Consider the following 26,711-nt stretch of genomic DNA (forward strand, 5'->3'; position numbering starts at 1 on the left):
GCGGTCGGTGCCGGTCGTCTGGCTGGACCGCCTCTCGTCTCGGTTTCGCCTTAGTTCGCGTTAGACGGCGAGTGCGTACTCTTCGTCGTTGTCGTCGTAGTCGTTGTCGTCGTAGTCGTTGTCGTCGTAGTCGTTGTCGTCGTAGTCGTCATCCTCGGCATCGTCGAGTTCGTCATCGTACTCGTCCTCGGCTCCGGTTATCTCGCCAACCGAGATGCTGTCGGCAGTCGCGTCACCGACGGTGATCGACGAGACGTAGAGTGATTCGATGGTCATCTCGTCGGTATCGGTATCGTCGATGCCGTTGTCATCGACGGCGGTTTCGTCGTCCTCGACACCGTTGTCGTCTACGTCAGCGTCGCCAGTATCGTCGACACCGTTGTCTTCGATTCCGTTGTCGTCGTACTCGTCGTCAGCGTCAACGGCGTTCTCCGCGTGGTCGTCTTCCTCAGCGTAGTCGTCGTCAACGTGTTCGTCCTGTTTGTCGTCGTACTCGTCATCGTGGGCGGCTTTGTCATCGTACTCGCCATCGTGGGCAGCTTTGTCATCGTACTCGTCATCGTGGGCAGCTTTGTCGTCCTTGTCCGCGTGCTCGTCGTCAGCCTCATCGACGTTGCACTCGGTCACTGCCTCGTCATCATCGTCGACAGCAACGTCGTTCTCGTCAGTTTCATACTCGTCGTCAGTCTCGTCGGGTGCAGCTTCCTCGTCAGGTTCGTCGAGTTCATCGTCGACTTCGACGCCATCATGCATCTCGTCGATGGCGCTGACGCTCATCGATTCGACGGTGAGTTCGTCGACGGTGAACTGCTGGATCGTGAGCTGGCTGATTTCGTGGACGGCTTCCTCGGTGTCTTCGACACCGTTGTCCTCGTACTCGTCGTCAGCGTCGTCAACGCCGTTGTCCTCGTACTCGTCGTCAGCATCGTCGATACCGTTCTCGTCAGTTTCGTATTCGTCGTTAGCGTCGTCGGTTTCGACACCGTCATCCATCTCGTCATCCATGGCGCTGACGGTCATCGATTCGACGGTGAGTTCAGTGGTGGTGAACTGCTGGATCGTGAGGTGGCCGATTTCGTGGACCGTTTCCTCGGTGTCTTCGACACCGTTGTCGTCTACTTCAGTGTCGTCGGTATCGTCGACGTCGTTGTCTTCGACACCGTTGTCATCGTACTCGTCGGCATCGTCGACACCGTTCTCGTCGAGGTCGTCATCTTCGTACTCGTCGTCGGCATCGTCAACGCCGTTCTCGTCGAGGTCGTCGTCAACGCCGTCCTCGTCATCCGCTGCACCGCAACAGGCACCGGTGTGTTCCTCGTCGTCAGTTGCCTCCTCATCGTCGACCATCTCGTCGTCCTCGTCGACCATCTCGTCATCCGCATCGATGGCAGTCTCGTCGTCATCCATCATGTCATCATCGTCTGCCATCTCATCGTCGTCGACCAGCTCGTCATCCTCATCATCCGCCAGTTCGTCGTCCGCTTCTTCGTCGACACCGTCATCCAGCTCGTCATCGGCCATCTCGTCTTCGACGACGAGTTCGTCGATGGTGAGCTGTGCAACGGTCATCGATTCGATGGTGAGTTCCTGGACGGTTAGTTCGTCAGCGTCCTCGTCGAAGAGGTCGTGGTCGTCGGCGTCATCGACGCCGTTCTCGTCGAGTTCGTCATCTTCGTACTCGTCGTCAGCGTCGTCAACACCGTTGTCTTCGACGCCATTGTCCTCGTACTCGTCGGCAGCGTCGACACCGTTCTCGTCGAGTTCGTCATCTTCGTACTCGTCGTCGGCATCGTCAACGCCGTTCTCGTCGAGTTCATCGTCGTCGACGGCCTCATCCTCGTCGACAACGATGTCCTCATCTGCCTCGTCCTCGACATCCTCATCCATCATCTCGTCCTCGAGTTCAACGTCCTCGATGGAGACGTCAGTCAGAACGAGCTGGTCGATCTGGATGTCGGAGATGGTGACGTGGTCCATCTCGTCAGCGTCGTCGACACCGTTCTCGTCTACCTCGTCGGTGTCCTCAACGCCGTTCTCGTCGTATTCGTCGTCCTCGACACCATTGTCTTCGACGCCATTGTCGTCGTATTCATCATCAGCAACGCCGTTATCCTCGTACTCGTCATCAGCGTCGTCGACACCGTTCTCGTCGAGTTCGTCATCAGCGTCGTCAACGCCAGTCTCATCATCGAGCCCGTCAGCATCAGCCGCATCGTCATCTACACCGGGCTCGTCGGCGTCTACATGCTCATCGTCAAGCAACGCATGCAGTTGCTCGTCGTCAACGTCGAACTGTTCGATGGTCAACTCCTCGATCGTCGCCTCCTCTACCGTAACCTCATCTAACTCGAGTGTGCCTACCTGTGCGTTCTCGACCGTCGCGCCCATGTCTCCGTCCTCAGTGTCGTCTGCGGCTGGTCCCGATCCGCCAGCGAGGGCAGGACCCCCCGACAGCGCGACCAGGAGCGCCACGAAGACAACACCGAGTTGCTGTGATCGTGAAACCATGCGCCCGGTGGTTCCCCCCGCGAGCGGCTAAAACAAGCTGACTGTTTCAGTCATGTCTGGATGGAAATGCTAGTTAGAACCCCTGCAATCGTCGCTAATGACCCATTCATGACTGTTGTCATGACTGTCATCCGTCGCAAGTATCGTGCTGTAGCTAGCAGCTAGTGCAGACGACAGATCGCTTGCCATCGCCAACCGGAGTTCGCTGTTGACGCCCAGTCACCGGCCTCCCTGTCCACGGACGCCCGGAGAACGGAACGTTTACCGGTTCGCTCGTCAACACACTGTCGATGCGCGAGTGCTTCGAAATCCGGGAGACCGACGCTGGCGGCCGGCTTGGCGAGCTCACCGTTCCGAGAGCCGACACCACCGTCGAAACGCCCGCCCTCCTGCCGGTGATCAACCCGAATCTGGATACGATCAGCCCCCGTCGGCTCGCCGACGAGTTCGGCGCTGAAATTCTCATCACGAACTCCTATATCATCCACGGCACCGACGACGTCCGCGAGGAGGCACTCGAGAAAGGCCTCCACGAACTGCTCGACTTCCCGGGGGCGATCATGACTGACTCGGGCTCGTTCCAGCTCGCCGAGTACGGCGATATCGACGTCACCACGGAGGAGATCCTGGAATTTCAGCACGCGATTGGCTCGGATATCGGCACGCCGGTCGACATCCCGACGCCGCCGGACGTCCCCCGCGAGCGGGCGGAGGAGGAACTCGCGACGACACAGGAACGCCTCGAAGCCGCCGAAGACGTGGACACGGGCGAGATGCTCGTTACCGCACCTGTCCAGGGATCGACCTACCCGGATCTCCGGGAAGAGGCGGGCCGCCACGCCGACGCGACGGAGCTCGACGTCTTCCCAGTCGGCGCGGTCGTCCCGCTGATGAACGACTACCGCTACGACGACGTGGTCGACGCCGTTGCCGCCGCAAAGCGTGGCCTGGGTGCTGACGCACCGGTTCACCTCTTCGGTGCCGGCCACCCCATGATGTTCGCACTCGCCGCTGCGATGGGCTGTGACCTCTTTGACTCCGCGGCATATGCGCTCTACGCGCGCGATGACCGCTACCTCACCGTTCGCGGCACTCGGAATCTCGATGACCTGTCATATTTCCCCTGCTCGTGTCCCGTCTGTGCCGCCAACTCGCCGTCTGACATCCGTGAACTCCCGGACAAGGAGCGCGAAACAGAGCTCGCCGCCCATAACCTCCACGTCACGTTCGCGGAAATCCGACGTATCAAGCAGGCCATCCGTGCCGGCAACCTGCTCGAACTCGTCGAACAGCGCGCTCGCGCCCACCCGACGATGCTCGACGGCTACCGGGCACTGCTCGACCACGCGGCGGCACTCGAGCAGACGGATCCCGTCTCGAAGGGCGCGTTCTTCTACACGTCCCACGAGAGTGCGCGACGCCCCGAGGTCCTGCGACACCACCAGCGACTCGACCGGCTCTCGGTGCCGGACTCGCTGCTCCTGACAGAGGGAGACGCCCCGCGAGGCGACGAGTTCGACGATTCCTGGCGTGTCGAACCGCCGTTCGGTCCGTTCCCGCGAGCGCTCTCGAAGAGCTATCCGCTCACGGCCGAGGTGCCGGATCGGACGGACCGCGCCGCGATTGCAGCCGCTGCAGACGGCGTCACACGCCTGGTCGAGGCGAATCCGGACACAGCGTTCACGCTGGCACACCGGGGCTGGCCCGCGGCGGTACTCGAGACAGTACCAGCGACAGTTGAACTGGTGGATCTCGACGACGAGTGAGAGTGAGAGTGATCGTCATTCTCGACAGTCTGGTCCACTGCTCTTCGACGACCAGACCAGACCGTATATCTCATTGAGGTACAAACACCCGCTGTGCGCGAACGCTCTCGGAACACGTTGCGTCTCGGCGTGGCACTCGTCATCGGAGTCGTGTGTATCGTCGGGCTCACCGGCCTCTTTATCGCCGACGTCGGCTCGACGACACCGCCACCCGCCGAGTTCGACGATACCGTCCCCGTCGGACTCACACTCGAGGACGAGCGCGGCCTCGACGACGCCGTTTCTCTCCCGCAGGCGCAGGTGTTCTACTCGCAATACCAGTACGTCGTCGGCTACTACGGCGTCGAGACCTTCGTCGACGAGCGCCAGCAAGCCGGCCACGAACAGCAGTTCGGCCACCCGCTGACGGTGTACGTCTCCGACTACAGCGACACCGCACTCGAGTTGAGTGCCGAGGGGTATCCGATTCCCGAGCAGTCACCCGGTTGGACCGACGCCGAGACCGCGTGGTTCGTCGTCGACAGTGACGCGCAGACGCCGGCGGGCGACACGGTTGTCCCGTTCAGCGAGCGCGAGGATGCCGAGACGTTCGCTGGTGACCACGGCGGTAGCGTCTACGACTGGGAGTCAGTACTCGAGCAGTCGTTCGACCGAGATGATGCGACGGTCGCTCGTGACCGTGTCGACGACCATCACCAGGTAGCGGATGACCGTATCGAGGCCGTCGACTCGGCCGCTGACCGGCCACCGTCGATCGTCGCCGGCGAAGAGACGGAGACGATTCAGGAGGCGATCGATCAGGCACCGGCGAACACGACCGTCGTTGTCCCCGAGGGAACCTACGAGGAGACACTCGAGATCGACCGACCGATCACGCTCGCCGGCGAGGGAGAGGTGACGATTCGCGGCGACGATAACAGTACTGTCATTACCGTCACAGGAGACGGCGTCGGGATCCAGAACCTCGCGATCACCGGCGTTGGCAACCAGACACAGGGTGGCGAGGATCTCCCCGTTGATGTCGACGAGGACGAGTGGGACGCGACCTTCACGACGTACTACGCCGGCACTGACGCAGGAATCGGAGCCTACGGTGCCGACAACCTCCACGTATCTGATATCGATGTCGAGACGCCTGCAAGCGGGGTGATCGGCTACGACAGCACGGATGCCGTTGTCCGGAACGTCTCAGTGACGGGTCCCGATGACCCGACAGATGGTCTCGCCGGCATCTTGCTGTTTCAGTCGCCCAGCGTGGTCGAATCGTCGAGCGTTCAGGGTGGAACGAACGGGATCTATCTCTACCGGTCTCCGGAGACGGTTCTCCGATCGAACGAGGCCGACGGCAACGAAATCGGCGTGCACCTGATGCACACGAGCGATACGCTGATCGACGGAAACGAACTCCGATCGCATCCCGGCGCTGGGATCTACGTAATGACCGGTCCCGAACGAAATGCAATCGTCGACAACGATATCCGAGCGAGCGAGACCGCCATCAGCGTCGGTGGCAGCGAGACGTACGTCGCATCGAACGTCGTCACCGACAACGGGCTCGGACTACGGGTGGAGTCCACCACCTCGTTCTACGACGGCAACGTCCTCGCCGGTAACACCGTCGGTGCGGACGTGACGGCGATGCTTCCGACCAATCGTGTCATCGAAAACGACTTCGTCGAGAACGACGAGCACGCGACGGCAACGTCCGGGCCACTTCGGATCTGGAACGACGGCGACAGCGGCAACTACTGGCAGGGCGGTGCAGCGATCGCAGGCGACGCCACCGGGACTCACGCCGACCGCTCGTATACGCCGACTGATGCAGTCGACTCTCAACTACACCGCACCGACGGAACACAGACACTCGTTCGAGCGCCGTCACTGCAAGCACTCGCCGGACTCGAGGGCTCGGTTCCCGGCATGCGGACGGGAAGTATCGTCGACCAAACGCCGACCTGCGAGCCGAACAATCCGGAACGACTCGACCGAACCGACTGGGCCGAGGCCGCCTGGCCGTGTGCCGACGCAACCATTTCGACCAATGACTGACGAACTATCGCAATCGACGTCACCGCGTTCATCGGTATCACCAGCAGAATCAGCGCCTGAATCAGGACCGGAATCGAAACCGAAACCCGAATCTGAGTCGGGGTCGGGGTCGGGGTCGGAATCGAGATCGAAGTCTGAGTCGGAATCAGGACCCGAACCAGCACAGACACCTGTCCTCGAAGCGACGGGGCTCGACCACGACTACGGAGCCGTCTCCGTCCTCGAGGACGTCTCAGTCTCGCTACGCCCTGGAACGGTAACGGCGCTAATCGGCCCGAACGGCTCTGGAAAGACGACACTGATCCGCGCGCTGGCGGGCCTCCACGAACCGACCGCGGGGACCGTTACCTACCACGGCCCCGACACGGCGCGCCAGATTGGCTACCTTCCCCAGCAGCCGTCGTTCCGACCTGATTTCAGCGTCATCGAGACGCTTCGGTTCTACGCGTCACTCGTCGGCGCAGCCAACCCAGAGGCAACGGCGCGAGCACACCTCGATCGGGTCGGCCTGGGCGACGCAGCATCGCGTCCGGCCGACGCACTCTCCGGTGGTATGACTCGCCTGCTCGGTATCGCACAGGCGACGATCGGTGATCCGCCGGTTATCATCCTCGACGAGCCCGGAAGCGGGCTCGATCCGGGAATGAGCATGCACGTGTTCGACATCGCAGCAGAACTCGCTGCAGACGGCATGGCAGTCCTCCTGAGTTCACACGACCTCGAACTGGTCGAACGGGTCGCCGACGACGTGTTGTTGCTCGACGACGGCCAGATTATCCAGCGCGGCTCGACTGCCGACCTCAAGAACCGCCTGGACGCAGACTCGCTGTGGGACGTTTACCGGAACGCGACGGGCGGCGACACTGACACGGTTACCGTACAGGGTGAATCAGCATGAGTGACGAGAATCCGACTCGAGATGGAGTTGAGGCGCAGGCGCAGGCGCAGCCCCACAACCAACCCCAGACAGCCACCACAACCCCCCCTGGAGCAAAACACGTCCTCAAAACCATCATCGGACGCGAACTCCGAACGATCGCCCGAACCCGAACGTTCTACGTCCTCGCCCTCGCACTCGCCGCCGTCGTCCTGGGGGTCGCCTGGACCGGCGGCGGAATCCGTGCCGGGTTCGTCCCCACCGCCGTCGATCTCCTGACACCACTCGAGTTACTCGTTCCCGTCGTCGCGGTCGCGTTCGGCTACCGCGCCGTGCTCGCCGACGAACAGCGCGGTGAACTCGACGTTCTCGAGACGTATCCCGTCTCGAACCGATCGATCGTTCTCGGTGTCTACGTGGGGCGGGTGATCGGACTCCTCGTGGCGATCGTCGTCCCGCTGGTGCTCGTGGCGATTGCCGTCGTCGTCGCCGAGGAGGATCGGATACTGATCTACGCCAGCCACGCGGGTGTCGACTCGCCGCTCCTGTTCGCTCGGTTCGTCGTGCTGACGGCGCTGTTCGCGATGGCGGTGCTTGCCGTCGCGATTGCGGTTTCGGCGGCAGTGAGCGCTACGCGGAGTGCACTTGCACTCGCAGTCGTTGCACTCGTCGTGTTACTGGTCGGGCTCGACCTGCTGCTCGTCTACGGCTTTACGTCCGGGCTGATCGGTGACGGCGCGCTCGTCCACTCGCTCGCGCTCAGTCCGCTCAGTGCCTTCCGGGGACTGGTCTTCGATACCGTGGTGGTCGTCGCGGCCGGCACCGGTCCGGCAGTTGCCTCGCCGCTGGCGAGTGTGCTCGGATTGGTCGGCTGGACTGTCGGCTCGCTTGCGCTCGCGAGTTGGCTACTGAATCGCTAAGAACTGTTGTCTCGGTTGTTGCTCTGAAGTCTGCTAAGAACTGTTGTCTCGGTTGTTGCTTCGGTGCGACGCCAAGAACTGTTGGCTACTGAATCGCTGCTTCGGTGCGACGCTACATCAACGACATTACGAGTTCCCCGGTCACGTCCTCGTGCTCGTAGTGCTCACCGCCATACTCCTCGTTGAACGCGTCCGCATCGTCGGAGTCGCTAAATGCAACGATCGAGCCACCCATCGCACCTTCGACCTCGCTATCGACGATGAGGTCGAGTCCGGTCGCTGCTGCAAACGCGTCGGCGTCCAGATGACGGCTGAGGACGTAGTTGTCGCTGTCGCTGCTCTCGTCGACCTCGTAGTCGACGGCGGAGTAGTCAGTCAGGTACGTCACCTCGGGATCTGCGGTGTCTTCGTGCTCGAACGAGAAGGCATACGCACACAGCGAGCTACAGAACTGAGCTGGTCGGTCCGCATCGTCGTCGAGAACGTCCGCGGGGTCTTCGTAGTGGACCTGGCCCGCAGGCCCCGGCTGGTTTCCGATCGTCATCGTACAGTTGTCACAGCCCTGTTCGCTGTCGATACTGATCGGATCGGGGACGGACTCCTCGTCCTCGCTGAGACAGCCGGCAGCCAGGCCGATCGCGGCAGTCGTCGCCCCTGCGAGGATCGTTCGACGTGTCGTTCCCCGTTCAGCATTCGCTGACCGATTTCGTCTGTTCATATGCCCAGTTAGGAGTAGCACTGTAAATCCGGTCTGGTATGATTCGCGAACGGCCGTGAGTACCACACCGCATGCGGCGACTCCGACCGTGGCCACTTTACCATCGTCATCAGAAACAGCAAAGGTGCGAGGGCGAACCAGTAGCCAATATGCTCGGACCAGCGTCGCTCGTCCTGGGGGTATTCGTGATGATACTGTTCGCGTCGTGGCTCGTCCGCCGTGTTCGCGGCTCGAGTCGGACCTCGGGTGACCAACGCGAGTCCTGGGAAAGTCACCAGGAGGCCCAGGGTCGCGAACCGCCAGTCGAGATCGGCGAGGAATACGAAGTCGCAATTCAGGAGTTTACCGAACACCACACGGGCGAGCGCCAGGCCGTCTGCAAGGTCGAAGGGTTCGTGATCTTCGTCGAGGACGTGCCGGACCACCACGAACCGACAGACGTGATCAGCGCCTCTATTCTCTCGTTCAACCGTGGGCACACGTCGGCGACGGCGACCTACGCCGGCTGATCCGCCGCTACTTTCTGACCCGCAGTCTCGCCGTCACCCCGAGACCGACACGAACGACGCCCCCAGCACGACGATCACCGCAGCCACGCCAACGCGCCAGCTGACGTGCTCGAGTCGCGTCGGCAAGAAGAGTGCAGAGAGCACGACCACGAACAACGGCGTGAGCTGAAGCAGCGGCATGACCACGACGACGGGGGCGATCTCGAGTGCCGCAAAGTACGCGACGAAGGCAACGGTCGTCGAGACGCCGGCTGCAACGTACCAGAACGTGGCCCGATCGCGAAGTGGAATCCGCCGAAGCGAGCCAGTCCAGAGCTGGTAGCCCACGAATCCGATCGTCGCCGAACCAGCCATGGCGACCAGGCCCGGCAGGACCGCCGTCCCCTCGGCCAATCCGACGGAGACGAAGATCGGCTCGAGTCCGATACAGACCGCGGCTCCGAGTGGTAACAGGAGCGTCACACCGGTTTCGCGGAGCGAGCGGTCGCGTGCCGTCGTCGCAGCGGTTTCCCAGGAGACGACGGCCAGGCCGGCGACGACAAGCACGATGCCGAGGAGGTGGACCGGTGTAAGCTGCTCATCGAGGAGTACCACGGCGAACACCGTCGCGAAGAGCACGTTCGAGGCCACGATCGGTGAGGTCAGACTCGCGCCGATCTCGTCCGTGCTCTTGAACATGAGCAGCCGTGCGACGAACATCCCGACAAGGCCGGCCGCAGCGAACGACGCGAGCGAGGTCTGGGTGTACAGTCCCGTGTACGGCGGTGGGTAAAGCACCAGCACGGGGAAGCCGACGAGGACGACGTTACATAGCAAGACGACGAGTACGGCGTCCGTGACATCGCCGTCGTGGACACCCAGGCGCACGCACAAAAACTGGCCGGCGAACGCCAACGCACCGGCGACTGCGAGCCCGACTCCGAGCGCTGACTCGGAGACCTCGAGTACCATGACCCTCCTTTCGAGCGAACTGTCATAATTACTCTGTCGAGCCCGCGAACGCGACACGGACGCTGCGGTCCACACCGACAGCCTCTTTCGCGCTCCCCCACCCAGTTCTGATATGACCGAGTACTTCGAAGTCCACGAGCGCGACGGGGCCGCGCGCGTGGGCGAGCTGCGCCTCGATTTCGAGGCCGTCGCTGGCGATGCTGATTCCGATTCGGACACCGATTCGAACCCCGACACTGCTCCCGATCGAACCCCACCCCAAACGACACCCGCGCTCGTCGACGACGTACTCGAGGACGCGGGCTCGCTCTGGTCGGCAGAGCGCGAGTTCCCGGACGGCGACGAGTCCGCACTGACGGTGCTCCCGCATCGGTCGTTCCCGGGCGGGACGGCCGACGAGGTACAGGAGTCGTTCGCCGTCGACTATCCGGACGTCGAGTTTCCCAGTGTGGCAGTCGTCTCGAGTGACCACGTCGACGACCACGGGACGGACGCCTACGCAGTCTCTGACGTGCAGTCGTTCACCGGCCACGGTGCGGGGCTCGTCGAGGCGGTCGTGAACGTCCGCGACGAAATTCCGACTGACACCGCGCTGTTCTTTTCGGGTGTCGCAACGCCACGAAACGTCGCGCTGCTGGCGTACGCTGGCGTCGACCTCTTTGACCGAACCGCGGCCATCGTAAAGGGAACTGAGGGTCGGTACCTGACCACCGACGAGGCCTACTTCCTCGAGGATCTGGAAGAGTTGCCGTGCTCCTGTCCAGCCTGCCAGCAGCCCCGCGAGGCGTTCACCCGCGAGGACTGCGTCGACCACAACGTCAACGCTCTGGAGGCGGAACTCGGTATCGTCCGCCGGCGGATTCGTGACGGCCGCCTGCGCGACTACGTCGAGGGCCAGGCCCGCCAGGATCAGTGGCTCACCGCCGCAATGCGCGAACTCGACTCGCAGTGGGGCTACCTGGCGGAACGGACGCCGATCCTCCGTGATGCACAGATCGACGCCGCGACCGAGGACACCCTCCGTCGCGTCGAGATCCAGCGCTACGCCGACCGGGTCACCACACGGTACCAGAACCGATTCAAGAACCCGCTCGTGCTGGTCCCCTGCTCGGCCGCCAAACCCTACAGCGAGTCCCAGAGCCACCGCCAGTTCCACGACGCAATCCAGTGGCGCGCCCACCTCGTCTCGATGACGAGCCCCATCGGCGTCGTTCCGCAGGAACTCGAGACCACCTACCCAGCCCAGCACTACGACACCGTGGTCACGGGCCGCTGGTCTGAGGACGAAAAGCAGTTCGTGAGCGAGGTGCTCCGGCGGTATCTCGAGCGCAACGAGTATCCGAAGATCATCGCTCACGTCCCCAACGAGGGGTACCGCGACATCGTCGGCCGTGTCGAAGAGGAACTGGATCTCGACATCACCTACACCGTCAACGAGCATCCTACCGACGACGAATCCCTCGCGAACCTGAGCGAGGCGCTGTCGGGCGAACTCAAATACTCCAAACGCGAGCGCGAGCACAACACCGTCCGCGCCATCGCGGACTACCTGCTCGGCGACGGGGCCGGTGACGACCTCTTCGAGGATATCCAGACCACCAGCCGCTACCCGAAGATTCAGGTCCGCGACCGGGAGGACACGCAACTGGCGACGATGGTGCCCCAGTACGGCACGCTCTCGTTCACACTCGCAGGCGCGCGCCGCTGGGTCGACAGCGATGCGCCGGTCAAGCGCGTCGAAATCGACGGCTTCGTTCCCCACGGCAGCGTGCTCGCGCCGGGTGTGGTCGAGGCCGACGAGGAGATCCGCGTGGGAGACGAGGTCGTCGTCGAGGGGCCGAAGGCGTTCGGCGTCGGCCGCGCCGAGATGTTCGGCCGCGAGATGGCCGAGAGTTCGCGCGGGATTGCGGCTGAGATTCGCCACGTTGAAGAGAAGTAAGTCGAGGTGTTCGTCCGGTAGGCAGGAGGCTGCACGTCCCTCGGACGGACGGTTCTGTTGAATCCCAGTAAGGCGACGGTTTTCACTGTTTGACGGTACGTTTGATGTTGTAGACGACACACATCAGAGCGATTTCACGGAACCCACGTTACCGCTACACAATCGAGTTATGAGTCTTAGTTAAAAACCTGGATTGATACTGAATATATCCATCACCAGTGTCTTTAATGGGTGTATGAGGGAAAGTGACAGTAGAGCTATTGACAGATATGCGAATCCAAAGAATAGACCACTGCTTTCGGGCATAGACTGTAGCGCTAAGACTGCTGATGTCAGAGCACCTATTCCAAAGCAAATCGATTGCAAGTATTTCTCCATATTTTCAGTTTTCTCCAAGTCTATAAATAGGTAGCCGAAATTATTATAGCGGCACGATCTATTTTAACATGTGGTTATACGTCGTCAGAGGCATCAATTGGATCACTCAGTGTGAATGCATCGTCACCCAGCGATCCGCTTACACCCACCTCGAAAGCGCCTACTGATGCCGAAATACTAAGACTCCCATATGGAGTCTCGGCAGTGGTATGTCCGTAGTGTGCACCCAGTGTACTTGGTGTTCCTTCCAATGCTAAGTTAATAACATTTGATACATATCCTGGTTTTGGAATTGTTTGGTAACTCCCCCACGGGGTCATTCTCCGTTTAGTATCAAGCTCAATCTCAAACGCAGTTCCGTGATCCCCCGGACTACCGGAGTACCAACTCACATCATGCACATCGGACTCGTAGGTACCCGTTCCAACTTGACTCCAATCATTATTGTCGTAATTGAAACCTGACCCATCCTTCACATAGTATGGTTTATTAACTCTGTCGCGCAAGACCGCGTCTTCAAAGTCAGCCGTGAATCCGACAAGGACATCACCCTCTGAATGATCTGAGTCGCTTGACCATGTGGTGAAATCAGCCGCACTTTGACTATATCTCTGATCAGGAGAAACACCTTCACGATCCTCACCATCACTTTCTAGGATCTCTACCCCAAGATCTTCGGGAACATATTCTGTATGTGATACTTTCACTCCATTACCAAGTCCTTCTTCATCCAAGATTTCTTCAAATCTTTGGGTAGTGGCTTCTTCAGTGTCCTCAACATCACTGTCTCTTGCAACTTCAACCGAAGCTTGGATCATTTTCGTTTCCAGTGTTTGATCAGATTCGGATGATGCGCTTGCACTCCCGATTAAACCGGTTGCCCCTAAAAGAGCAACTGAGGTCCCCATTTTTAGCACATTACGACGGCCAATTGATAGTCTCTTTGACTTCATTGACATTCATTTTATCCATAACACCACCAAATATATAAATACATTGTTTTAGTCTCTGATCCACACTAATCAAAATTAAATATGATGTGATCAGCACCAACTAATATGAGACACGAAACTAAAACATTGTTCTGGTTGGGAGAACGTATTCACTATACCGGCATTGTCTAGTTTAGCACCCCCGCTGGCATCTGTCCGTTGAGTGTCTGATGTAGTCGTTGTGTGTTATAATAGTGTACGCACTGCTCAAGCCCTTCTCTGACACTCGACCAACTGCCCACCCACGAATTATGGAAGCGGTCAACCCGTAACTTACGGGTATGAAACTGCTTTTCCATCAGGTTTCTCTCGGCATAGTCAAGCTGACCGCTTAATCCTAATCGGTAGAATGAAGTCAGATACCCGAAGTAATCGACGAGAAACACCGTGTTGTCAAGATGTGTTTCTCGGTTACTCGATACAGGAACGCAGTAGATGGGTCGGTGCCTCGCCATCCAAGCACTGCGACATCAAAGACCATCCGCGAGTCTAGGTCTATTGTGGCGTATACCCAAGACCAGTCGCCGTTGATCTTGACAGCGGTCTCATCAACTGCGACCCGCGACGACTGCGTCGTCCTCAGAACGCGGAGCGTTCTGATGGGCCGCACGAGAGCACTGCTCTCGTGGACATCAGCGGATCTGTCATTATATAAGGGAGACGACACACCCAGTGCCGAATTGCTTGATGAGTGCGTTCTACGCCGATCAAGCGAAGAATCGCTTGTGTTTCTCGAAGCAACGCCCGGTCGCGTGGAGTCGGACGGCGAAGTCGTTTGAGGCTATGTGGCGTCCGATCTGGCCGATTGCACGCCGAAACAAATCGAACGGCTCTACTGGAAACGGTCAGCGATCGAAACGAGTTACCGTGTATTTCCCCAAGCATGGGTGCTAACGACAACACAAGACCCAATCATCCGCTTCACGTTCGTCCTGGTTGGATTCCTGTTGGAAAACCTCTGGCTTATGCTTCAATGGGCGGGCGCGACCTGCCCCGAGGAATTCACGTTCAAGCCTTCTCTGACTGGGTTAGGCACGGGTTAGAGGAAGAGTTAGAGCGGACGTGGGAGACTGAAATGAACGGCATCGATGTGACAGAAGCGTACGCATCAGCCGCGGGCTGACGCCAGCCTGCGGCCTTGGGCAGGATCCAATGAGCAATAGCATTCGCTTCGAGTGGCGTAGTTCAGCCTTCTTACTCCGGATTTCTTCATCTATGAACTCTATTTCGTGCTTCACTTAGCTACCACACCAGCGTTTGCTCCAGCTACCCGTGACTCAGCACAACTCACGAAGCGACGTTCGGGATGCACCAACACTAGATGAGCACGGTCCTCTATTAAATATTTGATGACTATCTCGCTACTTACACGGACGGTTCACGGATTGGACCCTCTTACGAACTGTCGCTTCGTGTCTAATTGTGATTTGACGCCCGTGTCCGATTATCATGCGTCGCTCCGTACCCAAGACGGGTTTTGGCTGCGGAGCAACGCTGTCGGTCAAGGGTGACAGCGCGTGCACACCCAACTTTTTCACAGAAACTCCAGTAGTTATATTACTCTCCTTAACAAACTGTCACAACGGAAGCCACCCAAATGAATACGCGGGGGCATGCGTACGAAATGCCCCGGGTGCTGTAACACCCGAGACGTGGCTTCCATCGCGGCACGCAATGGTTGCCATGTTTCCATTACTGCTACCGAGACAAAAAGGTCTCGCACGACGCACAGGTATAGACACAGACACAGGTATCGCTCCCAAGCAGCGCACTCACGATCAGCACACAGAACCGTGCGGCTCCGAGCACGGACCCGTTCCGGACCGTCTCCTCCCTGATCGTCGATGGTGGTCTCGATGACTGCACGGTTCGACGACCACACCGACGAGTCGACACCACTCGAGTCGGCCTCCCACGAACCAGCCGACCTCGACGCGCGAACCGAAATACGCTGCTACCGCTGTGACCGCGCCATCGAAACCGATCACTGGATTTGCCTCACCACGCGTCCGGGTCCCGACGCGACGAACCACTACGAAGCCACGAGCCGGCCCTGCTGTCCTGACTGTGTGGCTGCCATCGGGCTACTCGAGTTCGCTGCCGATCCGGGGTCGGGATCAGGAGCGGGGTCGGCCGGTTCGGACTGAGTCGGTAGTCGATAGTCGGTTGGACGGCCCTCTTTGCCGACGGGGTCTCGGCGAGGGGTGAGCACTCCGAAGAGCAGGTCTGCTGAAACGCTAGTCGTCGGATAGCTGTCTCTGCATTGCACACCACCGCTGTGTGCTGTTCAGCAGTTCAGTAGTTCAGCAGGGGAGCCACCTATCGCTCCTCACACCCACACTTCGACACGCCCAACGGCGTCCACAACATCCTCAAGCCCCATTTGTGAACACCTCCTGTTTCACAGCATCCAACGCAGCAGCGGGGCGCAGCGTAATTCCGTCGGTGAGAATGTCCGAAATTCGATCGTGCGTCGGGGCGGCATCTCGCGTTTCGACGACGATATGGAACTCGTACCGATGGCCGTCGAAGCGTTCGGTGGCGATCTCTTTCTCGATCTCGTGCGCTTCTCGTTGTGCCACCATCCGCTTCTCCGGTACCACGACAAAGAGATCCACGTCGCTGGCTCTGTCGGCGTCACCACGAGCGACACTTCCGAACAAAACCACGCCGATTTCGCTGCTCACAGAGTCGACGAGTCGTGTGAGGACCTCGCGGATCGGCTGCCGGAATTCCCTCTGCGGAACTAACGTGACGCGATCATCCGGCTTGGAGAGGTTCGTCATATTGATTGTCACTTGATTCGCCCGGGCGTCGCGCTGTACTGTAATCAGGTCTGCGGCCTCCAACGCATCTACAGCGCCGTTTACGTTTCCCATCCCCTTCCCGGTTAGCCGCTGAAGTTGACGATTACTGAACGCTCGGTTTGGGTTGTCTGCTAGCAGGTTCAGAATGTCGCCAGTCGCGGTATGCCGGAAGAGTTCGGATCCATCGATGGGGAGTGGAAGACGAATGTGAATTCCATCCGGCCCCTCACCAGACTGAACAGGTCCGCAGTTCATGAACAGGTATACGGTTCAGTCTGTGTTGGATGTTACGGATACGACTGTATACAGGGTAGGGACGTTTGCTTCGCGAATCAAAACGCGCTTCGGCTTCTGTAGCCCGTTTTTCTTGCCAAACCGGCCACTGACTCGTCTCGCCGTGTGGACGAATCCCACCGTGACGAGCGAGTACGGGTCCACGAGTCGCCCCCCTGCTGTTCCGGCTGGTGGCCGTATCGATTCACAAGCCGTCGCCGATCCACAATCGGCCAGCGTGAACTGAATCGGTGGCAACTGGGTTCGCTACTCACTTTGTCGACGACATCACTCATCGATACAACGAACGTCCGCTTGTACAATCGTCGAGGCCCCACGAGATCGCCCAATTTGCCGTGGCGATCCCCGTCGGCCGAGATTGCTCACTCGCGCAAGGCGACGATGTGATTGTCCGCCGTCGACGCGTACAGTGTCGAGTCCGCAACGGCAAATCGGGCAGTTTCGACCGCGTCGTCCCCATCCCTCCCTCCGTCCCACTCCCAGAGACGGTCCCCGGAATCGGCATCCATCGCGGTCAGCGGGTCGCCAGCGTACACCGTCCCGTCGGCGACGATCGCGCCCGCAGCCCCACTCACCTCGGCGCTCCACCGGCGGCTCCCGTCAGGGTCCAGTGCAAGGAGGGCAGCACCGCTCGTCGCGACCGGCGACACGATCGGCCCGCTCTCGGCAGCAGTGATCGCGACCGACCCGTACTCGAGTTCGATGCTGTGCTGTGTTTCACCATCGACGCTAGAGACAATGATGGTCGCTGTATCGTCGGGAGAGTGATACTGAGGGACGTAGAGCTGTTCGGCTGCAATCGTTGGCGGGCCTGCTTCGGCCGCGGGCTGGCTCTGGACGCGCCATCGCTCTGTGAGCGTGCGGCTGTCTGCCTCGTAGCTGGCGAGCAGGCCCGAGAAGGCCGCGTACAGTATGCCGTTGGCGGACGCCATATTCCGGACCCATAGCTCGCGATCGCGGACGATTTCACCGGTGTCTGCGTGGAGTGTCCAGTACCGGTTTCGACCGGCAACGAAGACATAGCCATGCTGTTCGTGGACGCCCGTGAGCTGGTCCGGGACGGTAGCTCGCCATTGCTCGTCTCCGGTAGGCGAACGTGCTACCAAGGTCGATTCCTGGAGGTCCCTGTGCAGTTGGTAGAGGCGTCCATCAACGTATTTCAGCCTGGCAGCGCTGTCGAGGTCGTGGTCCCACTGGAGCGTTCCGTCGGCGGCGTCGAGCGCCACCAGTCGGTGAGATGTCGTCACGTACACCGTCTCGTTGGCGACGACGAGTGAACCATCACCGAGCGGGTCCTCGAGGTCGTATCGCCAGTCGATTTCGGGTTCGGTCCGTGGCGGTGTTGCGTGTGGGTTGTACCGACGGTTCGCGGGGCCGTAGTCGTCCTCGGCCCACGTGCCAGGTCCGGGTTGCCAGTCTGCCTCAACGCGACGCTCTGGAGCACTGCGGCGTACGTCCCCGAGGCGTTCCTGAGCGGAGGTACAGCCAGCGAGGCCGACGGTCGTAGCCGATGCGGCCACGAGGAATGGGCGACGGCGCATGGAGGGTTCAATCGTGTCTCACCGGTTGATACTAAATATCTGACGAATATGTAACAATACGTACGATGCCGCTAAGTCTCGTTCATCTGAATCTCTCCCCGTGTAACATAACACGTTTTGAACATTCACCCTCCACCACAATACACTTCGATCCGAACTCGCGTAATACAGTTTTGAGACGCCAGTATCGGAGTTTCTCCGACTTTCGGACCGGTCCGTATTCGCGACCTACTGTCAAACTGTGAAAATGTGTTATCTCCGTACACTGCGTACGTCTCTATGGAGACGATTATGTCCTCGAACACAGCAACTGCTGACCACGAATCGTACGGCTACTCACTCAAGCGCGGATGGCGGACATTGGCTATCGCCGGTGGCGTCGTCGGCCTGATCGGCCTCCTCGCAATCGTGTTTCCGCTCGCGACGGGCATTTCGGTTACCCTCGTAATCGGCGCACTGCTCGTCCTGAGCGGGATCGTCCACGGCGCACACGCCTTCACCGCACGCGGGTGGAGCGGCTCGATGTGGCAACTCGCACTCGGCGTCATCTCGGTCGTCGCGGGTGTACTCGTGCTCGCGAACCCTGTCATCGGGCTCGTGACCCTCACGCTGCTCGCGATTGCCTACCTGCTCGCCGACGGCGTGGCTGAACTCTGGCTGTCGATGCGGATGGCCGACCAGCCCGGTCGGATGTCCGTCGCCGCGAGCGGCGTTCTCTCGCTCGTCCTGGCCGGTCTGCTCTGGATCGGCTTCCCGGCGGACGCAGCCTGGGCGATCGGCCTGCTCGTCGGCATCAGCCTCTTCATGACCGGGCTCTCGATGGGCATCGTGGCCATCACTGGCCGCAACATGGAGGAGACGACTGCCGCCGGCGAACCACGAGCCGCGTAAGCGCGTGACGCACGCCTACCCACGTTTTCGACCTCTTTTGACGGTGTCAGTACTTGACCTGTGAGCGAGCGCCCTGTCACGGAGCACCCTACTACCAAAACAGACAGCAACGGAGCCCCCAAACCAACCACCAGCAGACAGCAAAACAGCAACTATAGTAACAACTGCAACTCGTTACACACTGATCGCCGAGCAGGCTGGCGATCAGGTGTGCAGTGACTTGCAGTGGCTACTATACCTCACGCACGTGACAAAGCGAGCCGTTATTCGGCCTTCGGTCCCGAACACACTGCGTGAACCTCTCGATCGTCGATCTCGCGCCCGTTCCCGACGGCGCGAGCGCAACCGAAGCGTACGAGAACACGGTCGAACTCGCCCAGTTGGCCGAGCAACTCGGCTACTCGCGATTCTGGGTTGCCGAACACCACGGCATGGCTGACTCGATCGCGAGCACGACACCAGAGGTCCTGATCGCCCACCTGGCCGCACAGACCGACGAGATCCGCGTCGGGTCGGGAACCGTGCTGCTCAACCACTACAGCCCGTTCAAGGTCGCCGAGGCGTTCAGCACACTCGACGCCCTCGCCCCGGGTCGCATCGACCTCGGTCTTGGCCGTGCCACCGGCATGCCCGCCGCCGACCGCGCGCTCCAGACCGAACAGCGAAAACGCAATCCCGACGAGGACCACGCCGAGAAGATCGAGGCGGCCGCTGCCCACCTCTACGACGAGTTCAGCGCGGACCATCCGTACTCGAAACTCACCCTCGCGCGCTCCGAGAGCGACGTACCAGAGATCTGGGTCCTCGGCTCGAGTCCCTCCAGTGCGAAAATCGCGGGCGAACTCGGTCTTCGGTACTGCTTTGCCGCGTTCATCCGTCCAAATCTCGCCGAACGGGCGTTCGAGACCTATCACGAGCACTTCGAACCGACCGATTCCGACGCCGGTCTGGACGAACCAGAAGGGATGCTCGCAGTGAACGTCGTCTGCGACGAGACCGACGAGGACGCTGCACGGCTCCGTGCGAGCGCCGAAGCATCCTACAAGCGCATGCAACGCGGCGTCGTCGGCTCACTGCCGTCGGTCGAAGAGGCGATCGACGAACTCGGCGGCGTTCCGGAGCCGACGCCGCAGTCGCTCCCGTCCGGGGAGTGGCCCCGTGCACTCTCCGGCAGCCCCGAAACGGTTGGCACGCTACTCGAGAACCTGACGGATCGAGTCGGTGTCGACGACATGATCGTCCAGAATCTTATCGCAGACCACGACGACGTGTGTCGGTCGCACGAACTGCTTGCCGAAGCGGTCGGGTTAGAGGGCCGCTGAGTATCGTCCGCCGCGCTCACTACTCGCCCTACTCGCCGAGCACCGAATCGAAAAACTTCCGCTCTGCCGTCCGGAGGTGTTGGTTGAACGTCGCCGGCGCGATACCCAGCCGATCCGCGATATCCTCGCCCGTACTCTCCCGGGGCCACTCGAAGTAACCCGCGAAGTAGGCCGTCTCGAGTGCGGCCCGTTGTTTTTCCGTCAACTCGTCTTCCAGCACGGCCGTTGCAGTTGATCCCCGCCCCGAGCCGCTGCGGTCACTGCGTTCGGTCGTCCGCTGGGCGAGGTAGGTGGCGTCTGGCCGCTGTTCTTTGATGAGTTCGATCATCTGGCGGGTGTCCCGACCCCGCGGGAGTTCGACGACGAATCGGAACTCGCCGTTGGCGATCGTTGCCGATTCGACCCGGCCACCGTGAGTCGCGATCGCTTCGAACAGTGCGGCTGCGGCGGGCATCACGACTTCGAACTCGAACTCGTCCCGGCGCGCCGATAGGAACCGGGCGTCGCTGACACCGTCGATCCCTTCGACCGTCTCCGCGAACTCGTCCTGTGCAATGTCCGTCGCCGAACCGTAGGCGAGCAGCGTCTCGTCGCCGCGGACGAGCTGGTTGATCGAGATCCGGCCGGAGTCGGCCTCCGAGAGACCGACCAGTTCTGGGACCATCTCCTCGAGTCTGAACTCGAGTTCGATGACGGCGTCACTGACGAGTGCATCGCGTCGTTCGAGTGCGGTAATCGCGTGCGCGACGGTGTCCCCAATGCGAGCGAGGATCTGTGTTTCTGCTGAGGTGAACGCCCGCGGCGAACTCGAGTAGATGTTCAGGACGCCGTAGATGAGGTCTTCGTGGATGATTGGAATCGCTGCCGAAGAGTGATAGCCCCGCGAGGTGGCATCCTCGCGCCACGGTTCGAAGTCTGGGTCGGAACCGATGCTGTTTGCGACCTGCACCTCGCCGGCGCGAATCGCGGTTCCCGACGGTCCTTTTCCGGCGGCTGTGGTTTCGTCGACGCTGATTTCGACGTCCTCGAGGTACCCCTCTTCGACGCCGGCGGCCGCCTTCGGAACGACGTCGTCGCTCCCGGGATTGACCTCGCCGATCCAGGCGAACCGGTAGGCGTCCGACGCGGTGAGGCGATCACAGACCTCCTGTTCGAGTTCGGCACGCGTCTCGGTCGTGATTACCGAGTTGATGATGTCGTGTCCGATATCGTTCAACCGGTTGACCGTCTCGAGTTGCTCGCGCTGGCGGCGGCGTTCGTACTCCTGTCGTGCGCGCTCGATCGCGTGGTGGATCGTTCTGACGAGCAGTTCACTCGTCACCTCGTCTTTGACGAGGAAGTCCTGTGCCCCCTGCTGGATCGCCTGAATTCCGACCTGCTGATCCCGAAGGCCGGTCAGGACGACGATCGGCGTTGCAGTGCTGGCATCGGACACCGTCTCGAGCGTCTCGAGTCCTTGGCTGTCGGGAAGGTTCAGATCGAGCAGGACGACGTCGATCGAGCGTTGCTCGAACAACTCGAGTCCCTCCTCGAGTCGCGTTGCGCGGGAGATATCGGGTGTTCGGCCGGCGGTCTCGTCGGAGCTCACGCGTTGTGCGAGTTCTTCGGTACCGCGAAGCATCTCCTCGATCAGCCGTGCGTCGCCTGGGTTGTCCTCGATGAGGAGAATGCGAAGCATCGCTTCGGCGTCCGCAGCGTCTGGGGTGTCTGAGAGTTCTGTGGCACTTGTTCTTGCTCCTGCTCCTGCACCTGTTCCCGCTCCCGCTCCCGCTCCCGATTCTGATTGCGATTCTTGCACCGGTCCCGTCCCTGGCCCAGCGCCACCATCTGCAGCTCCCGTCTCAGCGTTCTCCCCCGTCGCGTCTGCCCCACCGTTCTGTCGATCACCACTCTCGGAATCACGCATCCGGTCGGGATCATCCTCGTCGTGTCCGCCACTCATAGCTGATCACCCTCCGGTGGCAGTCGAACGACAGAGAACCAGAACTTCTCGAACGCCCGAACCGTCTCGATGAACTCGTCCGGATCGACCGGCTTCGTCAAATATGCGTTCGCGTGCAACTCGTACGACTTCGCGACATCCTCTTCTGCTCGCGAACTCGTCAGCACGATCACCGGAATCGAGCGCAGTTCCGAATCTCCCTTGAGCTCCTCGAGTACCTCCTCGCCATCCGTCCGCGGGAGGTTGAGATCGAGCAGGATGAGATCCGGCCGCGGCGCATCCGCGTATTCGTTTCGCTGGTGGAGGAACTCGAGTGCCTCCGTACCGTCGGAGACGACGTGCAGGTCGTTCTCGATGCGACCCTGTTTGAACGCTTCCTTGGTGAGGCGGACATCACCGGGGTTGTCTTCGACGAGGAGTATCTGTGCAGTTGTTGGCGTCGCGGATCGTCTCGTGGTCATTGCTGGATGCGTGTTGTGTCGGTGGTCGCACGGTACGTGCTTGGATGGCGGTTCGACAACCGAGAGCGGGCCACTGGTCCGCGAACGGACGAAGAGATGCGATGAACGCGACGTCTCGCGTGCGTGTGTGGGGAGGTCGAAAAACGAACGATAGCCGAGTCGACGATCGATATCGAGCCCCGGCGGTGATTGCAGGGGAGTATCGACGTTCGGTCGAAACGGACACACTTGCTGGTGTCCGACCACGACCGGGGAAAAGCGGCCATTTCGTACTATCGCAAAGTTGATTGGGAGGGATAAATGTAGTGTTCAAACCTCGTATGAGGAGAATATCCGAAATTTCGGACAGTGCTGAACACGTGTTCACCACAATATGGAAAAATAGGACCCCATTGTAAGGTGTGGCAACGCCGTTGTTGGCTACGACGTCTCGTCCTTCTCATCAGAAACCAGCCGATACCGTCTGCCACGGTGTTTCCCAACCGATTTGATCAGGTCGTAGTGGACCATCTTCGTCAGGTGATTGCGCAGGGTTCGGGTCGTTTTGGGCTCGTCAACCCGCTGTTCGTACCGTTCGTAGAGCGACCCTGGTTCGATCTCTCCCGCTTCTTTGATGACGTCGTACAGCACTCGCTGGTGTTCGAGCAAGCCTTCGACTGTCTTCCGGCGGATTGCCGTCCGCGCGTCTGGAATCGCCGACTCGATCTCTGTGGCCGTCACTCGTTCGGTACCGGCTTGTTCGGCACGCCGCGCTGCCGAACGCAGGATTCCGATACCGACGCGAGCATCACCCGAGGCTGCCTCAGCAATCGTCTGCAACTGGTCAGTCGTGACTGCGTTCGGTTCCAGCCCCTGCGTTGCGCGCTCGCGCAAAATTGCGACGAGTTCGTCCATCCCGTACCGATCGAACTGGACACGAGTTCCAGCGTGGAAGCGCGACCGAACCCGGTCGTCGAAACTCGCGAACAACTCCTCTTCTCGGTTGGCGATCAATACGAGCGAGACATGTGGGAGTCGGTAAAGATCGTAGAGGACGGCCGTCTCTTCGAGTTGATCGACCTCGTCGAGGACAGCGACAAGTGGTTGATCGGCTGCCGCCTCGAGTCGCCCGAACAGTTCGTCTTTCGGCGTCGATCGGTGGATCGACGTGGTCTGTCCGATGGACTCGAGGAGGCTGTACAGCACCCGAAAGCGCGTATACTCCTGCCAGCAGTTGACGTAGGCGACGCGGACGGCCGGGTCCTGTTCGCGTAGCTGGGTGAGCGTGTACCGTGCGAGACAGGTTTTGCCGACGCCGGTCGGACCGAACAGGAACGCGGGATCGGTTCGGTGACCGGAGAGCAACGGCTCCAGCGACTCGGAGAGGAGGTTGACCTCGTCGTGCCGGTGAACGATTTCGCTCGGAACGAAATCCTCGCGCAGGACGCGGGCGTCGACGATCACACGAGCAGGGTTTCTGACCAATCATAATAAGTGACCGGTGGGATGGAACGTTCGATCGCTTTCTATATCGCCACATGCGATTTATCACCGGTGCTGGCATCACCCACAGTCGTCTGTGGGCGGACTCACCGTGTTCAGCGACCGCAGCGATGAGAGGGTGGAGCCAAACGGAGAGCGCGGGCGAGTTCGCATAGGGCGCGTATCGCGTCTGCTGTCTCCAAAATGGCCGGTATTTACAGGAAGTGCAGCATAACGTTGACGAGTCGCCACTGGAGAATGTAGGGGTGCAACTGGAGAATGTAGGGTGCAGTTTGGAGTTTGGAATACGCGCGCGTGAGCGGTACCACCCATCAAAACCCAACCACTCACTTCCACCTGCCACCACAACTCAGCCACTACCTCCCACCTGCCACCACAACTCAGCACCACGACAACACACCCAACTCAGTAGACGGCTGCCAACTGGAAAACACACACCGGCGCTACTGCACTCGGTGACTCTCACTGAGCACCCTGACCCCACCATCACACTCGAGTACCCCGACCTACTATCTCTGCCCACCACAGCGCGACCACGTTTTGCGGTCGAGTACCCTACCCTGGCCATCGATCCAGTCACACAATCGCGGAGTGTGCTAGACCAGTTTGTTCCAGGCGTATTTTGGTCACCGATGTCCCCCTCGGTACTCGAACGTGGCCCAGCGTGTGCCTGACTATGGCCCACCAGTCTCCACATCACATGTTCTCTTTTCAGTCGAGAGAGTGGGTGTACTCGTCTCGGTCTCGAGTACATCGCGCCAGAGAGACTCCCGGTCAACCGGCGTAGTGTGGTGGACGAGTGTGTTCGCTTACCGAGATCGTGTGGTGGATTCGACAGCGACAGGAGAGGCGGGTACCGGCCGTGATCTGCAGGCACGTCTCTTAGTGAGCCACAGTAGTCGTGGGCTAACGTGTAGTGAGCGACAACGAGACCAGACATACATCGTATATCACGATACAGAACGTGGGCGAGACGGTGCGACAGCAACGGGTCAGTCCGCGAACGACTCACCGTGCAGTCCGCAAACAACTCACCGTGCAGTCCGCGAACAACTCACCGTGAGCGCAGTGATCGAAACCAGTAACGCAGATCAGACACCGAGTCAGCAGCGTACTCACTCATACTGATTGCAATGGCCACTCTCGCTGCCTTCGAACACCCGCGGTTACTCGAGTCCCTATCCGGAAGAGAGATCGAACGGGCAGTTGCTGAGTCGTCGACGAGCTGCTGTTTGCAGTGTGGCCTACAGTTTCTTGAGGATCGCTGACAGACACCAGCGTATGGAAGAGATCGAACTGGGTGTTCCGAAACCGTTGCTCGAACGATTGCCAGCGGACGATGACGTCGCTGCGGCTGATATGCAGCGTGCCGTTGGCGGCTGGGAACAGCAGATAAACGAGATCATTGAGTCAGTCGAGGACGACCGAGAGGCGGCTGCCCAGATTCTCGACGTGATCGATCGGTTCGAGGCGCGCTACGAGACCTACGACGACCTGGTGCCAGAACTTCGGGCCTGGGGACAGTCACCGATTTACGCGATTGCCTGGCGAACGCTCTACGCAGATATTATCGCACAGTTGTACGAGCACGACGACCTCGCAAGCCATATCGACCGGGAGCGAAACGCACGCCTCGTTGACGACGGTATTCGACTCCGCGACCTGTGACATCCTCGCCCACCGTGAACGGCAGGACTCCCTCACTGCTTGAAGAGAAGGAAGAGAGATTTTTCGACCCAGGAGCAGTGTTGCGGGCGACCAGACGAACGCCGTTTGAAACCTACTGAGCTGTGATTTGCGCGGCGAAAGAAGTCACCGTCCTATGGCATGGCCACACTATTGCAATGCTGAAGATTGGGTTCGTAGTCACGGTTGTATGCCAAGTGATAGGTAGGTGTCTTGGATGGAACTGTTCTATCCTCTCGACTGCTTCCTGACTTCTGTTTCCCATACTCGTTGAGTTCGTTAGTTTCACCCAACAGTCGTATAAATCTCACAGACCCTCACATCGGCAGAACAGATTTACAAATAGAAACGCTAATTCGGGAGATATTGCAACTACTCTTTCGAGAGAGATGGCGAATAGAGATGATGTATCAAGAGAGTTGGCGAAATGTACGAGCTGTGACTCTATCTATGCGGCTCGACAGTGGCCTGATGGCGAGATTCAACTGATCGGGAGCGGCAGTTGTCCCTGCGGTTCGACTGAGTTCGTTATAGTCGACGATACCGACAGTGAGCAAGCGGGTGGTAGCGACGAACCCGACGGGAAACGTGATCCCGACAGAGACGACGACCCATCTCCAGGACGGACCACCGCAGAATAGGTATCGATTGCCACCGATATCGGCCCCCGAGAATCGG

General features: G+C 60.1%; 19 protein-coding genes and 2 pseudogenes. 11 read left to right on the forward strand and 10 right to left on the reverse strand.

What is annotated here, in order from left to right; translation table 11 throughout:
• Positions 1-60 precede the first annotated feature (60 nt).
• Complete coding sequence (locus NMAG_RS12870; protein ID WP_004215078.1) at positions 61-2,508, reverse strand: hypothetical protein; 2,448 nt, start codon at positions 2,506-2,508, stop codon at positions 61-63.
• A gap of 290 nt (positions 2,509-2,798) precedes the next feature.
• On the opposite strand from NMAG_RS12870, the gene tgtA reads away from it, so the two are divergent.
• The 4 genes from tgtA to NMAG_RS12890 all read left to right on the forward strand — a co-directional run bounded on the left by tgtA (position 2,799) and on the right by NMAG_RS12890 (position 8,120).
• Complete coding sequence (gene tgtA / locus NMAG_RS12875) at positions 2,799-4,274, forward strand: tRNA guanosine(15) transglycosylase TgtA (protein WP_004215077.1); 1,476 nt, start codon at positions 2,799-2,801, stop codon at positions 4,272-4,274.
• A gap of 93 nt (positions 4,275-4,367) precedes the next feature.
• The gene (locus NMAG_RS12880) at positions 4,368-6,323 is read left to right on the forward strand and encodes a NosD domain-containing protein (RefSeq protein ID WP_004215076.1); all 1,956 of its coding nucleotides are present in this window, start codon (positions 4,368-4,370) and stop codon (positions 6,321-6,323) included.
• Positions 6,316-7,221, forward strand: coding sequence for an ABC transporter ATP-binding protein (locus NMAG_RS12885; protein ID WP_004215075.1), 906 nt, complete (start codon positions 6,316-6,318; stop codon positions 7,219-7,221). The genes NMAG_RS12880 and NMAG_RS12885 overlap by 8 nt, the downstream gene beginning before the upstream one ends.
• A complete protein-coding gene (locus NMAG_RS12890; RefSeq protein WP_004215072.1) occupies positions 7,218-8,120 on the forward strand; it encodes an ABC transporter permease in 903 nt (300 codons plus the stop codon). Before NMAG_RS12885 ends, NMAG_RS12890 begins: the two co-directional genes overlap by 4 nt.
• Before the next feature lie 112 nt (positions 8,121-8,232).
• Here the strand turns inward: NMAG_RS12890 and NMAG_RS12895 are convergent, their stop codons facing one another.
• Complete coding sequence (locus NMAG_RS12895; protein ID WP_004215070.1) at positions 8,233-8,838, reverse strand: nitrous oxide reductase accessory protein NosL; 606 nt, start codon at positions 8,836-8,838, stop codon at positions 8,233-8,235.
• Positions 8,839-8,987: 149 nt separating this feature from the next.
• On the opposite strand from NMAG_RS12895, the gene NMAG_RS12900 reads away from it, so the two are divergent.
• On the forward strand, positions 8,988-9,347 hold the full coding sequence (locus NMAG_RS12900) for a TRAM domain-containing protein (RefSeq protein WP_004215069.1): 360 nt from the start codon (positions 8,988-8,990) through the stop codon (positions 9,345-9,347).
• A 33-nt stretch (positions 9,348-9,380) separates the two neighbouring features.
• Here the strand turns inward: NMAG_RS12900 and NMAG_RS12905 are convergent, their stop codons facing one another.
• On the reverse strand, positions 9,381-10,298 hold the full coding sequence (locus NMAG_RS12905; RefSeq protein WP_004215068.1) for a DMT family transporter: 918 nt from the start codon (positions 10,296-10,298) through the stop codon (positions 9,381-9,383).
• Between the two features lie 112 nt (positions 10,299-10,410).
• On the opposite strand from NMAG_RS12905, the gene arcS reads away from it, so the two are divergent.
• Complete coding sequence (gene arcS / locus NMAG_RS12910) at positions 10,411-12,237, forward strand: archaeosine synthase subunit alpha (protein WP_004215067.1); 1,827 nt, start codon at positions 10,411-10,413, stop codon at positions 12,235-12,237.
• Between the two features lie 452 nt (positions 12,238-12,689).
• Here the strand turns inward: arcS and NMAG_RS21680 are convergent, their stop codons facing one another.
• Both NMAG_RS21680 and NMAG_RS21015 read right to left on the reverse strand, forming a co-directional pair.
• The gene (locus NMAG_RS21680; RefSeq protein ID WP_012996709.1) at positions 12,690-13,574 is read right to left on the reverse strand and encodes a hypothetical protein; all 885 of its coding nucleotides are present in this window, start codon (positions 13,572-13,574) and stop codon (positions 12,690-12,692) included.
• A gap of 161 nt (positions 13,575-13,735) precedes the next feature.
• Positions 13,736-14,428 (reverse strand): annotated as a pseudogene (locus NMAG_RS21015) (DDE-type integrase/transposase/recombinase).
• Between NMAG_RS21015 and NMAG_RS21685 the strand changes: the two are divergent.
• A pseudogene (locus NMAG_RS21685) lies at positions 14,387-14,730 on the forward strand (ISH3 family transposase); the annotation flags it as partial. The pseudogenes NMAG_RS21015 and NMAG_RS21685 overlap by 42 nt on opposite strands.
• A gap of 721 nt (positions 14,731-15,451) precedes the next feature.
• Positions 15,452-15,754 (forward strand): hypothetical protein, encoded by a 303-nt coding sequence (locus NMAG_RS12920; protein ID WP_004215065.1) that lies wholly within the window; start codon positions 15,452-15,454, stop codon positions 15,752-15,754.
• A 225-nt stretch (positions 15,755-15,979) separates the two neighbouring features.
• Here the strand turns inward: NMAG_RS12920 and NMAG_RS12925 are convergent, their stop codons facing one another.
• Both NMAG_RS12925 and NMAG_RS12930 read right to left on the reverse strand, forming a co-directional pair.
• Entirely contained in the window at positions 15,980-16,486 is a 507-nt protein-coding gene (locus NMAG_RS12925) for a nucleotidyltransferase domain-containing protein (protein WP_237076785.1), read from the reverse strand.
• 584 nt (positions 16,487-17,070) lie between these two features.
• Complete coding sequence (locus tag NMAG_RS12930) at positions 17,071-18,249, reverse strand: outer membrane protein assembly factor BamB family protein (RefSeq protein ID WP_004215063.1); 1,179 nt, start codon at positions 18,247-18,249, stop codon at positions 17,071-17,073.
• Between the two features lie 291 nt (positions 18,250-18,540).
• On the opposite strand from NMAG_RS12930, the gene NMAG_RS12935 reads away from it, so the two are divergent.
• Together NMAG_RS12935 and NMAG_RS12940 are read left to right on the forward strand one after the other, a co-directional pair.
• Positions 18,541-19,140 (forward strand): HdeD family acid-resistance protein, encoded by a 600-nt coding sequence (locus NMAG_RS12935; RefSeq protein ID WP_191219359.1) that lies wholly within the window; start codon positions 18,541-18,543, stop codon positions 19,138-19,140.
• A gap of 293 nt (positions 19,141-19,433) precedes the next feature.
• Entirely contained in the window at positions 19,434-20,462 is a 1,029-nt protein-coding gene (locus NMAG_RS12940; RefSeq protein WP_004215058.1) for an LLM class flavin-dependent oxidoreductase, read from the forward strand.
• Positions 20,463-20,490: 28 nt separating this feature from the next.
• Here NMAG_RS12940 and NMAG_RS12945 read toward each other — a convergent pair whose 3' ends face one another.
• The 3 genes from NMAG_RS12945 to NMAG_RS12955 all read right to left on the reverse strand — a co-directional run bounded on the left by NMAG_RS12945 (position 20,491) and on the right by NMAG_RS12955 (position 24,308).
• A complete protein-coding gene (locus NMAG_RS12945) occupies positions 20,491-22,140 on the reverse strand; it encodes a bacterio-opsin activator domain-containing protein (RefSeq protein WP_394295564.1) in 1,650 nt (549 codons plus the stop codon).
• Positions 22,141-22,400: 260 nt separating this feature from the next.
• Positions 22,401-22,865 carry a response regulator gene (locus NMAG_RS12950; protein WP_012996710.1) on the reverse strand — a complete coding sequence of 155 codons (465 nt, stop codon included), beginning with the start codon at positions 22,863-22,865 and terminating at the stop codon, positions 22,401-22,403.
• 420 nt (positions 22,866-23,285) lie between these two features.
• Positions 23,286-24,308, reverse strand: a complete 1,023-nt coding sequence (locus NMAG_RS12955; RefSeq protein WP_004215055.1) for a Cdc6/Cdc18 family protein — start codon at positions 24,306-24,308, stop codon at positions 23,286-23,288.
• Positions 24,309-25,628: 1,320 nt separating this feature from the next.
• On the opposite strand from NMAG_RS12955, the gene NMAG_RS12960 reads away from it, so the two are divergent.
• Positions 25,629-26,015, forward strand: a complete 387-nt coding sequence (locus tag NMAG_RS12960; RefSeq protein WP_004215054.1) for a hypothetical protein — start codon at positions 25,629-25,631, stop codon at positions 26,013-26,015.
• Positions 26,016-26,711: the final 696 nt, after the last annotated feature.

Source organism: Natrialba magadii ATCC 43099 (assembly GCF_000025625.1).
In the GTDB taxonomy this organism is placed as follows: domain Archaea; phylum Halobacteriota; class Halobacteria; order Halobacteriales; family Natrialbaceae; genus Natrialba; species Natrialba magadii.